Genomic DNA, 12,566 nt, shown 5'->3' with positions numbered 1-12,566 from the left:
TGAATCATAATAAACAACAGAATTAGTTGTAGTAAGGAGCTATTTTTATGTCAGATGAAAATAAAAAAGTAACCATATCCCAAGTTGAACAAGAATCAAATAAAACAGAAAGAGATAAATTATATAACCAATATGTTAAGCAGGTAACGCCAAAGCATAGTTGGTTTTTAAACTTAATTAAAGCATTTATTTCAGGTGGAATCATATGCGCGATTGGGCAAGGATTTACGAATTTTTATATGGCAAGGGGCGCGGAGAAAGAACTTGCAGGTGCCTATACGACGTTATCCCTTGTGTTACTCGCGGTTTTACTAACTGGATTTAATGTATATCAGAAAATTGCAAAATTTGCTGGTGCAGGTAGTGTTGTACCGATTACGGGATTTGCAAATTCAGTGGCTGCGCCAGCGATTGAATTTAAAAAAGAAGGGCAGGTTTTTGGTATTGGATGTAAGATCTTTACGATTGCAGGCCCTGTAATACTGTATGGAATTTTCTCTTCATTTATTTTAGGTGTTATTTATTATATCTTTCAAAAAATATAGTTTTGTTTTAAATATTAAAAAGAAGATCTTAATGAGAAATATTAAGGAGAAAGGTGTGTTACAATGAGTGATGCAAAGACACAGACAGGAAAAATGCAGGGGAAACAAAGCATATATTTTAAAGAACCGCCTATTGTATTAGGTGTTGCCTCTGTTGCTGGACAAAAAGAGAGTGAGGGGCCATTAGGTGCTTATTTTGATTTAGTTGAAGAAGATCCAATGTTTGGTGGCGAAACGTGGGAGGATGCTGAGAGTAAACTACTTTTAAAAACTGCTGAACTTGCAATTCAAAAAGCAGGATTAAAAAAAACAGACATTCGTTTTTTAATTGGTGGTGATTTACTCGGACAATTAATCGCAACTTCCTTTGGTGTTGAGAGCCTTGATATTCCACTTCTTGGTGTATATGGCGCTTGTTCCACTATGGGTGAATCAATTGCTATAGGAGCAATGATAGTTGAGGGAGGTTATGCAGATAAGATACTTGCCTTAACTTCAAGTCACTTTGCAGGAGCAGAAAAACAATTTCGATTTCCTCTTGGTTATGGAAATCAAAGGCCATTAGCTGCATCATGGACAGTTACTGGAAGTGGTGGTGTAATCATTGGGAAAAGTGATATTAAACCTAAGAATTGGGAAGGTGCTAATGTTCATATAAAAGGTCTTACGTTAGGTAAAATTGTTGACTATGGAATAAAAGACTCTATGAATATGGGGGCGTGTATGGCGCCAGCAGCGTCCGCTACAATCGCGCAACATTTTAAAGATTTTAATATTAAACCAGATTATTATGATAAGATAATAACTGGCGATTTGGGTCAGATTGGATCCAATATTTTAATTGAGCTATTAGAAAATGAAGGATTTGATATAAAGTTAAATCACATGGACTGTGGAATTGAGATATTTGATACAGAGGTTCAAGATACACATGCTGGTGGTAGTGGCTGTGGATGTAGTGCAATCACATTAACTGGTTATGTCATGAAGCAATTATGTCAGAAAAAGTGGAAGAGAGTACTTTTTGTGCCTACCGGAGCATTGTTATCGACGGTAAGTTTTAATGAAGGTCAAAGTGTACCAGGAATTGCCCATGCAGTTGTTTTTGAAAGCGATTAATACAAGTGTAATAAACGTATGGATGAATGATAGAAAGGTTGGATTGCTATGGATTATGTAATCGCGTTTTTAGTTGGTGGTGCGATCTGTGCTGCTGTTCAAATACTTATGGATAATACAAAGTTACTTCCAGGGCGAATTATGGTAATATTGGTTTGTTTAGGCGCATTATTAGGAGCAATTGGGGTTTATGAACCATTTGCTGAATGGGCAAAAGCAGGTGCTACGGTACCTTTAATAGGATTTGGAAATACTTTATTTAAAGGAATTAAAAAAGCAGTAGATGAGGAAGGATTTATCGGACTTTTTAAAGGAGGATTTACTTCCAGTGCAGTTGGAATTTCGGCAGCTTTAATCTTTAGCTATATTGCTTCATGGATTTTCAACCCTAAAATGAAGGATTAATATGATATAAATGAAATATATAAAAAAGGTAGAGATTTTTGATATGATCCTCCTTAAGTAGACAAGGTAAATAACCAAAATCTACTTAAGGAGGATTTTTCATGTCCAGAAAAGCTAAATACTCCCCTGAAACTAAAGCGAGTGCTTGTGAAGATTATTTATCTGGAAATTTATCAATGCGAGAAATTTGTGCAAAATATGATATTCCTTTTAACGAAAAGAAAAGGAATTGTTCTGTTCATAAATGGTTACATTTTTATAACTATTCAGGTATTGAGGTGTTTCAAAATCCAATAGGGAATAAAGCTTATACAAAAGAGTTTAAAACTGAAATGGTCGAACGATATCTGCGTGGAGAAGGATCTTTAGAAGAACTTGCAGCTAAATATAATATTTTGTCTGATTCGACACTAAAACAGTGGATTATGAAGTATAATGCCAATAGAGAACTTAAGGATTACGATCCGAAACGGGAGGTCTATATGGCAGAGGCAAGGCGAAAAACAACTATTCAGGAACGCAAAGAAATCGTTACATACTGCATTGAACACAATCGTGATTATAAGGACACAGCAGCACTTTACGATGTTTCTTACAGTCAGGTGTATTCCTGGGTGAAAAAATATGATGCCACAGGTGAAGAAGGTCTTACTGACAAACGTGGTCGACATAAGACAGATGATGAAGTTGATGAATTAGAACGATTACGAAGAGAGAATCTTCGGCTAAAGCGTCAGCTTGAAGAAAAAGATATGGTGGTAGAACTGTTAAAAAAAGTGAAAGAATTCGAAGGGATGTGAGACTCGGAAAGCAACGCCATGAATCAAAGTATCTTGTTATTGAATACTTCCATACGAACAAGGGTTGGAGTGTCAACTGGATGTGTGCACAGCTTGGAATCGCCAGAGCTGCGTTCTACAAATGGAAACATAGAATTGTACCAGAACAAGAAAAAACTAATATCGAAATCGCAGAATTAATCAAAGAGTATGATGAAAGATTTTCTCATATCTTAGGGTACCGAAGAATGACGGATTGGATCAATCATTTCAATCATACTCATTATTCAAGGAAACAAATTCATCGTATTATGAAAAAACTTGGAATCCATTCTGTTATTCGTAAAAAGAAGAAAAAATACAATTCTTCCAAGCCAGAAGAAACAGCAGAAAATAAGTTAGCAAGAGACTTTTATGCAACAGAGCCTAATCAAAAGTGGGCTACTGATGTAACGGAGTTTAAGATTCCTGAAACCAATAAGAAACTATATCTTAGTGCGATCATAGATCTCTATGATCGTTATCCTGTTGCATTTGTTATAAGCGGCAGAAACAACAATCAACTGGTATTCAAAACCTTTGATAAAGCAATTGATGCTAATTCAACTGCAAAGCCTATTTTTCATAGCGACCGAGGCTTTCAGTATACAAATAAGGTGTTCCAGAGAAAACTTCAAGATAGCGAAATGATTCAATCAATGTCCAGAGTTGGCCATTGTATTGATAATGGACCAACGGAAGGTTTTTGGGGAATCATTAAATCAGAAATGTATCAAATGTACGAGATAACAGATGAGTTATCATTACGTCATGCAATCAAAGATTATATCCGATTCTATCGAGATGAGCGACCTCAAAGCAGATATGATTGTAAAACACCTGCTGAGGTAAGGGCTGAAGCGTTAGCTTCCGCAACTCCAACAACATATCCGATTGCAAAGAATAAAAGAATTGAGAAATATAAATCAAAGTGGTGCGCATAAAAAATCAGCCATACGAAAATCGTATGACTGATTTATGAGCATTACTTTAGATATTTGGCCTGTCTACTTGACAGGGAGCATATCATTTGGTCTCTACCTTTTTTATATTGCAGTCTGTAAATATTGATTACAAACTTAATTTTATTATATTTATTCATCGGACTCTGGTGGGATAATTACAACTGGAGGCTCAGTTACTGTATTATCATTGCCGTTATCACCAGTATTACCTGAATTACCACTGTTACCAGAGTTACCACCGTTACCATTGTTAACGGAGTTATCGCTGTTACCGGAGTTGCCAGTATTACCGTTGTTACCAGTATTACCGTTGTTACCAGTGTTGCCGCTGTTACCATTGTTTCCAGCGTTATCACCGCTGTTGTTAGTGTCATCAGTTTCTTCATCTTGCCACCATGAATCATCATCGTTGGTATCATCTTCTTCTGGTGGTAAGATGCTACCATCACTATGAATTGGACAAGGAGTAGCTTTATCACCAGTAGGATAAAGGTTTTCAGTATCCCATGTAGTTGAAGTTTCGCTATCTTTGACTAAATAAACAACTTCTTCTACCTGATCAAGCGGACAATATGCGCTAGCAATATGACCAGATTCTTTACAAATTTGTACTTTAACATGAACATCGCAATACTCTGTAGGAACGGTACCTTTTGCAAAGTATTCTGTCTTTACAGTACTACCACCTTTGGCATGATCACATAGTCCAGCAACTGCCAACTTACCAGATTTCGTACAAATTGATGCTGTAACGATTGAATCAGGCTTTGTGAAGGATTTCTTTTCTAAGTTTAAGGTAGAGTGAATTTCCTCCATAATGTTTCGCCATAAATCTTGGTGATATGTTTTGTTGGATTGTTCCCTATTATTATCAAAACCAGTCCATATAGAAGCTGTGTAATAAGGTGTGTAACCACTAAACCATAAATCCCAGTAATCATGAACAGTTCCTGTTTTTCCTGCCACTGGCATGCTATAATTTCTAAATCCTAATCGTTTACCAGTTCCGATTTTAATTGTATCTTCCATTGCATTTGTTAATAACCAAGCAGTTGAAGATTTCATAACTTGAGTAGAATTCGTTTCGTTGGTTAATAGCACTTTTCCATTGTGATCTACAACTTTGGTATAAAAAATTGGTTTGTTATAAACACCACCATTTGCAATTGCTGCATAGGCTGCAGTAAGCTCTAAGTTAGTAACACCATTGGTTAATCCACCAAGTGCTAAGGACACATTGACGTCGGATCTACCATTTTTATCTGGTTCATCAACAAGGGTAGAAAAACCTAATTTCTTTAAGTAATCAAAACCAACACGTGGAGTTACCGCCTCAAGAGTACGAGTTGCAACTATATTCATGGAGTTATAGATACCTTCACGAATTGTAGATAAGCCTTTATAAAATCCTTTGTACCAGTTTGTAACTTTTTCTCCAGTTGGATAAAAGTATTCGGAATCATCAAATGGGGATGCTAGTGTATATCCACCACTATCAAGAGCTGGTAAAAAGGCTGCTAAGACCTTAAAGGTTGAACCAACTGGACGAGTTGTACTAGTTGCACGATTTAGGACACGATTGCCTGTTTTTTCTCCACGACCACCATAAAGAGCAACAACTTTTCCAGTAGATTGATCCATAATTGTCATAGAAGTTTGAGGCTGAATCGTTATATTAAGATTCTCACCAGAGACTTCATCATTCGGTCCAAGCATCGCAGCTTTAAACTCTTCGGTTTTAGCAATCATATCTTCTTTATCATACCCATAACTGCTAATTCCTTTTTTACCTGAGGTATGAAGATATTTACCTTCTGTGTCATCATAATCTTTAAAATATTCAAATAAATCCTTAAGGTGGTAATGAACTTCGCTACCATCTTCTTTCATAATAGAAAGGGCATAATTTAGCTCATAATAAGATCCTTCACCAACGGCTGGGAAATTTGATTCATCTGTAAAATATTTATCAACAATTGTCTGAATGTTCTTATCTTGCGCTGAGGTAATACTTAAACCGCCACTAAATACTAATTTTTCAGCTTGTTCTGCAGTATATCCCTTTTTCTCTTGTAAATCATTGATTACTTGATTTATGACTTCATCAGTATAATAAGAGTAGTAAGAATCACTTGTTTTATCTTGGGCATGAAGGGATATTCTAGAATACACATCATCGTTGATTGCTTCATCGTATTCTTCTTGGGTACAAAAACCTAGTTCAAGCATATTATCAAGACATTTTTGTCTACGTTCAGCATTGGCATCCGGATGATTAATAGGATTTTGTCTTACAGGAGATAAGGCAATCGCTGCAATTACTGCGGACTCTGATAGAGTTAAGTCTTCAACATCTTTGCCAAAATAACTTTGTGCAGCGGTTTGAACACCGTAAGAACCATTTCCTAAATTAATTGTATTTAAATACGCTTCTAAGATTTCATCTTTCGAGTATTCGTTTTCCAATTTAATCGCTAGGTATTGCTCTTGGACTTTACGAACAATCTTATCTAGATTATTTGACTCTGCACCACCACCGAATACTTTATTCTTAAGTAGCTGCTGGGTAATGGTACTTGCACCAAAACCAAGTCCTTTGGTTTTTAGAACTGAAAAACCTGCACGGAAGATACCACGAATGTCGATTCCTTTGTGTTCGTAAAAACGTTCATCTTCTAGTGCAATGAATGCATGTTCTAATACATCTGGTATTTCATCAATCGTTTTCATGACACGGTTTGCTTCAGCGTCAATTATAGTATCTGCAAGAGTACCATCGCTATAATAGACGTGAGTTGCAAAGCGGTCTGGATCGATATTTATCTGGGCTATATCTGGGGCGTTATCAAGCATACCTTTGACAGCACCAGAGACTGTAAGTACTCCCACGATACCTACAAAGACAACACAAACGAGACAGAGTCGAAACAAAGTGACACGTAATTTCGTATTTAGTCGCTTTGAGGTTGACTTTATCTGGTGTTGTTTGTCAATAACACCTTTTTTACTAAAATTCATATAAAACCTCCTAAACGCAACGGTTTAATCGTTCTTTTATATACATAAGTATTGACCGTTTCCCGATTATTATAGCATTTTGGGCTATGTTTGGCAATGTAATGTAATTTACAATATTATTAATTTTCTATTTAGATTTCATTATCAAATGGGAAATTCGAGGATAGATCCGTTAACATTTGCATAATATATCTCGTCTAATTCATTAAAAATAGCCTTACCATTGGTGGCTTCTAAAAACTTTTTACGAAAAGCATTCTCATTTTCTTCGGTTACAAGTAATATTGCAGTTACTGTATCGGTGTAAATTGTATCTAATGTGATAATTTCCATCGTAGCCGTAATATATTGTAGTTTTCCGATTCCATTATAATCAGTAATTACCTCTAATTTTTTTGCTGGTATTTTTTCAATTACGATGCAATTAGCAAGACCCTCTTTTACAGCAGCTTGGTATGCACGAACCAATCCGCCAGTACCAAGTAAGGTACCTCCAAAATATCTTGTCACAACGGCTGCAACATTGTGAATACCTTCATTTACAAGAACATCAAGCATTGGGCGACCTGCAGTTTTACTAGGTTCACCATCATCGCTACATCTCTCAATTTCATTTTTGCTTCCCAAAACGTAAGCAGAACAATTATGATTCGCATCCCAATATTTTTTTTTCATCTCATCAATAAAATCAATTGCTTCTTGTTCCGTAGAAATTGGTCTGATCGTAGCGATAAATCTTGATTTTTTTTCTACAATTTCACCATTTCCACCTTGATATAAAGATTTATAAGAACTATTCATATTTTTAAACCAAATTCACTGCCAGTTCTAGGAGATTTAACCTCGGCAGACCTTTCTAAATATATTTTTCAACCTACAGTCTTTTTTGCACTTGGTGTACATTCCTTGACAAAAATGAACTGTTATTTTACTATTTGAATTATAACAACGATAGATAAGAAGCGCAAGCAATCTAAATCAATGGCTTCTATTAATAATCTCGAAAAGGAAATATAGAAGAAATGCAAAAGAATTTAATAAATAAGGAATCTAAAGTGGAACAGGAGCCTTTGCAAAAGAAAGAAATATTAAAGAAGCAACTTTTATCTAAAAAACGATTTTTATCGTTAATACCAGCTTTAATTATGATGATTATTATATTTTTATTTTCATCGAAAACAGCGGTTGAATCCAATGATAGTAGCTCAGTAATTGCTAATTTTCTGCTTGAAACAAAGGAACAAGTCTTTGGTTCAATGGATAGTGCTAAGCGAGAAATTACATTAGAGTTTATAAACCATATTGTTAGGAAAGTAGCACATATGACTGAATATGCAGTTCTTGCAATTCTTCTTGGAATACATTTCTACACAATTAAGGTTGGCATAAAAAAGTATTTTATACTTAATATAGGTATTTGTGTTTTATATGCTATGAGTGATGAATTTCACCAACTATTTGTAGAAGGTAGAAGTGGACAAATCAGTGATGTAGGTATTGATTCCATTGGGATAATTATCGGTACGTTAATTTTTTATTTTCTGATGCGAAAGAGAATGAATCAAACAAAATTAGAACAGAGTCTGTTCTAATTTCATTAAATAAATTGATTTTTTACGTCACTGTATTCATAATTAATTGTTTTTAATTTATTAATAAGCTCTTCTTTTAAGATGTCAAGACTGCTACATAAGTCGTCTAAATTGTCATAGAAATCTCTTAATTGAGTATTAATATAACTTAAAAGCATTACTGGATCGTTAGGAATTGCCATGATAATCTCCTTTGTTTTTCATAATGTTAATTTACTGAAGTGTAATTTTATCATAAATTAGAATGAATGACAAGTAAAGCAAAAGGGGTATCAAATCGTAGAGGGGGTAGGGTATCAATATGGATTTATTTGAATATATGAGAGAACAAAATAAGGATAAAGAATCTCCGTTAGCGGCTAGATTGCGTCCTACGACATTAGACGAGGTAGTTGGTCAGACGCATATCATAGGAAAGGACAAGTTACTATATCGTGCAATTAAAGCAGATAAGTTAAGTTCTATTATATTTTATGGACCACCAGGCACTGGTAAGACAACGTTAGCAAAGGTAATCGCGGGTACTACAAGTGCTATCTTTAAACAAATCAATGCCACATCAGCAGGGAAAAAGGACATGGAGGAGGTAATTTCTGAGGCAAAGAATACCTTTGGTATGTACGGTAAAAAGACAATTCTTTTTGTTGACGAGATTCATCGATTTAATAAAGGACAGCAAGACTATTTATTGCCCTTTGTTGAAGATGGTACAATTATTCTTATCGGAGCAACCACTGAGAACCCGTATTTTGAAGTTAATGGAGCGTTAATTTCCCGGTCCATTATTTTTGAATTAAAACCATTGTCCAAAGAAGAAATAAAAATCTTATTAAATAGAGCGGTATATGATAAGGAAAAAGGGCTAGGGGCTTACAATGCGACAATTGATGAAGAGGCATTAGAATTCCTTGCAGATATCTCCAATGGGGATGCAAGGTCTGCATTAAATGCAATTGAATTAGGTGTATTAACTACGGAAAGAGATACCGATGGCAAAATACATATAACATTAGATGTAGCCCAAGAATGTATTCAAAAAAGAGTAATTAAATACGATAAGACAGGGGACAATCACTACGATACTATTTCAGCATTTATAAAGAGTATGAGAGGGTCTGATCCAGATGCTGCAATCTATTATTTAGCTAAGATGTTATATGCGGGAGAAGATATTTCGTTTATTGCCAGAAGAATTATGATTTGCGCAGCGGAAGATGTAAGTAATGCAGATCCTAATGCTTTAGTTGTTGCTACAGCGGCCGCGCAAGCAGTAGAGCGAATTGGCATGCCAGAGGCTAAAATCATACTTGCGCAAGCGGTAGCCTATGTTGCCTGTGCACCTAAGAGTAATTCTGCTATTATGGCAATTGAGGAGGCTATGAAAGTGGTGGCAAGTGAGCAAACAGCTACGATTCCTAGTTATTTAAGAGATGCACATTATAAAGGAGCTGCAAAGCTTGGTCATGGAATTGGCTATAAATACGCCCATGATTATGAAAATAACTATGTGGAACAACAATATCTCCCAGATGAAATAAAAGACCGAGTATTTTATCATCCTGTAAATCATGGATATGAGAAGGAAATAAAAGAGTATTTTAAGAAGATAAAGCGCCAATAAAAGTATATTACTTGCAAAAATAGTGTTCTTATGCTATTCTAGCTTGGTAGAAATAGTGATTTGTTGTAGAAAGGAGAGCACATTAATGAAGAATGTAAAAAGAGTCGTAGCACTTGCAGGCGTAGTTTTATTATTAAGCCTTTATGTTGTTTCATTGATTTCTGCTATCTTTGCAAAACCATATGCAAATGGCTTGTTTATGGCTAGTTTATTTTGTACGATTGTCATTCCGATTTTATTGTATGGATTTTTAATTGTATATAGACAGGTTCATAAAGAAGATGATGGGATTTCCATTAAAGAGCTTAGAAAGATGAACAAGGAAATGAAGTTAGATAAATAAGAAGTTAAAATATATCTTTAAGGCAAAAAGTTTTGATTGATGTTAAAAATCGAAGCCGTTTATTTTGTCTATAAGGGGATAAACAAAGAGGTCTGGTTTCGAATATTTGTCGGAATCAGACCTTTATTGCCTTTTATGAAGAAAAAATCAAATGAAAAATCACTTTCTTAAGAAGACTCACAATATGGCTACTTTTACTAGATTGTAGCTCTGTGGGCGATAGAATGAGAGGAAATTATGAAGTATAAAAGTGTGTTTGATATTATCGGTCCTGTTATGATTGGACCATCCAGCTCCCATACTGCTGGGGCTGTGCGTATCGGAAGAGTTGCCCGCAAAATCTTTGGAAAAGAACCAAGTGAGGTTGAAATTCATTTCTATGGTTCCTTTGCTAAGACTTACAAGGGGCATGCAACAGATGTTGCGGTTGTCGGTGGTATTTTAAACTTTGAAACCGATGATGCTAGAATTAAAAACGCCATCTCACTTGCCAATGAAAAGGGGATTACACTTAAATATTTTGAAGAAGCAGCACATGCTAGTCATCCCAATACGGTAAAGCTAATTCTAAAGGCTGGAACTGATCGTATGGAAATTACGGGGATATCAGTAGGTGGTGGCGCTATTCAAATAACTGAACTGGATGGATTTTTATTAAAGTTATCAGGAGAATATCCTTCTTTATTAATTCTTCACAAAGACGCTTATGGTGCAGTTGCATCTGTGGCAACCGCTCTAACGGAACATAAAATTAATATTGGACATATGGAAGTCTCTAGAATAGAAAAAGGGCGTACTGCTTTAATGGTGGTAGAAACAGATCAACCTGTGAATGAAGATTTAATTAATGAAATATCAACGATGAACAATATTCAAAAAGTGATTGTGCTTAATGCATAAGTTAAGAAATCGATGATATGAAATAAAACGTTACTAAAATAAATTCTACTAAATCGCATGAGGGTAAAACATGTTTAAAAATATTGCAGATCTTGTAAAACAAGCAGAAGAGCAAAATAAGAAAATATATGAGTTAATGATAGAACAAGAAATGGAAGCAACGGATTGTACAAAAGAAGAGATAATTCGTACGATGGCATATAATTTCAAGGCAATGAAGAATGCTGCGCATGAAGGCATTAAAGGAGTGGTATCAAGTTCTGGAATGACAGGTAATGATGCAAAAAAATTATATGATTATTTACAAAGTGGGAAGTATATCACTGATAAAACATTTTTAACAGCGCTTTGCTATGCAGTAGGAACGAATGAAGTGAATGCGTCCATGGGAGTTATATGTGCAACTCCTACCGCTGGGTCTTGTGGCGTGTTGCCGGCAGTAATGCTTGCCATTCAGGAAAAATATAATTTATCCGATGAAACTGTAATTAATCATTTATTTACTGCAGGTGCAATTGGGTATGTGATTGCCAATAATGCAAGTATTTCAGGTGCAGCAGGAGGTTGTCAAGCAGAGGTAGGTTCAGCGAGTGCTATGGCAGCGGCTGCAATTACCGAAATGATGGGGGGCACACCAAGTCAAGCAGCCCATGCAATGGCAATTGCCTTGAAAAATATGTTGGGATTATCCTGCGATCCTGTGGCGGGTCTTGTAGAGGTTCCTTGTATTAAAAGAAATGCGGCAGGGGCATCGAATGCTTTAACAGCTGCTGAGATGGCTCTTGCAGGAATTGAAAGTAGAATACCCTATGATGAAGTAATAAGTGCAATGTACCAGATTGGGTTAGCCATGCCAGTGTCTCTAAAAGAAACAGCTATGGGGGGACTTGCGGCCACTGAAACGGGTCTCCTTTGGAAACAAAAAATCATGGGTGAGGATTAGAAATTTTCTAAAATTTGATATGGATAATTTATATATTAATATAAGGATAGTGCAATAAAAAAGTTGTAAAATAATATGTAAAAATAATATAAAATAACGTAGAGTAAAAGTTGCGTATCCTTTGGTTATATGTTAAAATATCACTTGTGTCAAATTATAGTGGAAAATGCAATAGAAAAAAGTAAAGTCCACTACGCCATTGTAGCAGACTTTACATTAAAAAGGGGAGGATAAGTATTTAACTCTTCTTTTGTATGGTTGCTTTTCATTGGAGGGGGAATCCAACTATTGAAAGAG

The 12,566-nt window shown here is 35.5% G+C and carries 13 protein-coding genes; 10 read left to right on the top strand and 3 right to left on the bottom strand.

The genetic code is table 11. The annotated features are described in order from the left end of the window. The first annotated feature begins 47 nt into the window (after positions 1 to 47). From spoVAC to BN4220_RS07850, 5 genes are all read left to right on the top strand, one after another. Entirely contained in the window at positions 48 to 545 is a 498-nt protein-coding gene (gene spoVAC, locus BN4220_RS07870; protein ID WP_066715330.1) for a stage V sporulation protein AC, read from the top strand. A 63-nt stretch (positions 546 to 608) separates the two neighbouring features. Further along, positions 609 to 1,664, top strand: coding sequence for a stage V sporulation protein AD (gene spoVAD / locus BN4220_RS07865; protein ID WP_082812215.1), 1,056 nt, complete (start codon positions 609 to 611; stop codon positions 1,662 to 1,664). A 48-nt stretch (positions 1,665 to 1,712) separates the two neighbouring features. Continuing rightward, positions 1,713 to 2,069, top strand: a complete 357-nt coding sequence (gene spoVAE / locus BN4220_RS07860; RefSeq protein WP_066715329.1) for a stage V sporulation protein AE — start codon at positions 1,713 to 1,715, stop codon at positions 2,067 to 2,069. Between the two features lie 101 nt (positions 2,070 to 2,170). Next, positions 2,171 to 2,869 carry a helix-turn-helix domain-containing protein gene (locus BN4220_RS07855; RefSeq protein ID WP_066712009.1) on the top strand — a complete coding sequence of 233 codons (699 nt, stop codon included), beginning with the start codon at positions 2,171 to 2,173 and terminating at the stop codon, positions 2,867 to 2,869. Then, a complete protein-coding gene (locus tag BN4220_RS07850; RefSeq protein ID WP_066712010.1) occupies positions 2,866 to 3,831 on the top strand; it encodes an IS3 family transposase in 966 nt (321 codons plus the stop codon). Before BN4220_RS07855 ends, BN4220_RS07850 begins: the two co-directional genes overlap by 4 nt. 150 nt (positions 3,832 to 3,981) lie before the next feature. Here the strand turns inward: BN4220_RS07850 and BN4220_RS07845 are convergent, their stop codons facing one another. Together BN4220_RS07845 and BN4220_RS07840 are read right to left on the bottom strand one after the other, a co-directional pair. After that, a complete protein-coding gene (locus BN4220_RS07845; RefSeq protein WP_066715328.1) occupies positions 3,982 to 6,870 on the bottom strand; it encodes a transglycosylase domain-containing protein in 2,889 nt (962 codons plus the stop codon). A gap of 144 nt (positions 6,871 to 7,014) precedes the next feature. Then, entirely contained in the window at positions 7,015 to 7,671 is a 657-nt protein-coding gene (locus BN4220_RS07840; protein ID WP_066715327.1) for a YigZ family protein, read from the bottom strand. A gap of 221 nt (positions 7,672 to 7,892) precedes the next feature. Here BN4220_RS07840 and BN4220_RS07835 point away from each other — a divergent pair, with 221 nt between their 5' ends. Continuing rightward, entirely contained in the window at positions 7,893 to 8,462 is a 570-nt protein-coding gene (locus BN4220_RS07835) for a VanZ family protein (RefSeq protein WP_066715326.1), read from the top strand. A 5-nt stretch (positions 8,463 to 8,467) separates the two neighbouring features. Here BN4220_RS07835 and BN4220_RS07830 read toward each other — a convergent pair whose 3' ends face one another. Beyond that, positions 8,468 to 8,647, bottom strand: a complete 180-nt coding sequence (locus BN4220_RS07830) for a DUF4250 domain-containing protein (protein ID WP_347477070.1) — start codon at positions 8,645 to 8,647, stop codon at positions 8,468 to 8,470. 116 nt (positions 8,648 to 8,763) lie between these two features. Between BN4220_RS07830 and BN4220_RS07825 the strand changes: the two genes are divergently transcribed. The 4 genes from BN4220_RS07825 (at position 8,764) to sdaAA (ending at position 12,269) form a co-directional block, all read left to right on the top strand. Further along, positions 8,764 to 10,083, top strand: coding sequence for a replication-associated recombination protein A (locus tag BN4220_RS07825; RefSeq protein WP_066715324.1), 1,320 nt, complete (start codon positions 8,764 to 8,766; stop codon positions 10,081 to 10,083). Between the two features lie 85 nt (positions 10,084 to 10,168). Next, positions 10,169 to 10,426 (top strand): hypothetical protein, encoded by a 258-nt coding sequence (locus BN4220_RS07820; RefSeq protein ID WP_066715323.1) that lies wholly within the window; start codon positions 10,169 to 10,171, stop codon positions 10,424 to 10,426. 237 nt (positions 10,427 to 10,663) lie between these two features. Further along, entirely contained in the window at positions 10,664 to 11,326 is a 663-nt protein-coding gene (sdaAB, locus tag BN4220_RS07815; RefSeq protein WP_066715322.1) for an L-serine ammonia-lyase, iron-sulfur-dependent subunit beta, read from the top strand. Between the two features lie 70 nt (positions 11,327 to 11,396). Further along, positions 11,397 to 12,269 carry an L-serine ammonia-lyase, iron-sulfur-dependent, subunit alpha gene (sdaAA, locus tag BN4220_RS07810; protein ID WP_066715321.1) on the top strand — a complete coding sequence of 291 codons (873 nt, stop codon included), beginning with the start codon at positions 11,397 to 11,399 and terminating at the stop codon, positions 12,267 to 12,269. Positions 12,270 to 12,566: the final 297 nt, after the last annotated feature.

The sequence above is a fragment of the Clostridium sp. Marseille-P299 genome (assembly GCF_900078195.1).
Lineage (GTDB): Bacteria > Bacillota > Clostridia > Lachnospirales > Lachnospiraceae > Lachnoclostridium.
The sequence above is the reverse complement of the archived record's forward strand: the minus strand, read 5'-3'. Positions and strand labels throughout refer to the sequence as shown.

Excerpts from the sequence above, each read along its gene's own strand:
- BN4220_RS07825 (WP_066715324.1), top strand. The coding sequence starts at position 8,764 with ATGGATTTATTTGAATATATGAGAGAACAAAATAAGGATAAAGAATCT.
- BN4220_RS07835 (WP_066715326.1), top strand. The coding sequence starts at position 7,893 with ATGCAAAAGAATTTAATAAATAAGGAATCTAAAGTGGAACAGGAGCCT.
- BN4220_RS07840 (WP_066715327.1), bottom strand. The coding sequence starts at position 7,671 with ATGAATAGTTCTTATAAATCTTTATATCAAGGTGGAAATGGTGAAATT.
- sdaAB (WP_066715322.1), top strand. The coding sequence starts at position 10,664 with ATGAAGTATAAAAGTGTGTTTGATATTATCGGTCCTGTTATGATTGGA.
- sdaAA (WP_066715321.1), top strand. The coding sequence starts at position 11,397 with ATGTTTAAAAATATTGCAGATCTTGTAAAACAAGCAGAAGAGCAAAAT.
- BN4220_RS07855 (WP_066712009.1), top strand. The coding sequence starts at position 2,171 with ATGTCCAGAAAAGCTAAATACTCCCCTGAAACTAAAGCGAGTGCTTGT.
- spoVAE (WP_066715329.1), top strand. The coding sequence starts at position 1,713 with ATGGATTATGTAATCGCGTTTTTAGTTGGTGGTGCGATCTGTGCTGCT.
- BN4220_RS07820 (WP_066715323.1), top strand. The coding sequence starts at position 10,169 with ATGAAGAATGTAAAAAGAGTCGTAGCACTTGCAGGCGTAGTTTTATTA.
- spoVAD (WP_082812215.1), top strand. The coding sequence starts at position 609 with ATGAGTGATGCAAAGACACAGACAGGAAAAATGCAGGGGAAACAAAGC.
- BN4220_RS07845 (WP_066715328.1), bottom strand. The coding sequence starts at position 6,870 with ATGAATTTTAGTAAAAAAGGTGTTATTGACAAACAACACCAGATAAAG.
- spoVAC (WP_066715330.1), top strand. The coding sequence starts at position 48 with ATGTCAGATGAAAATAAAAAAGTAACCATATCCCAAGTTGAACAAGAA.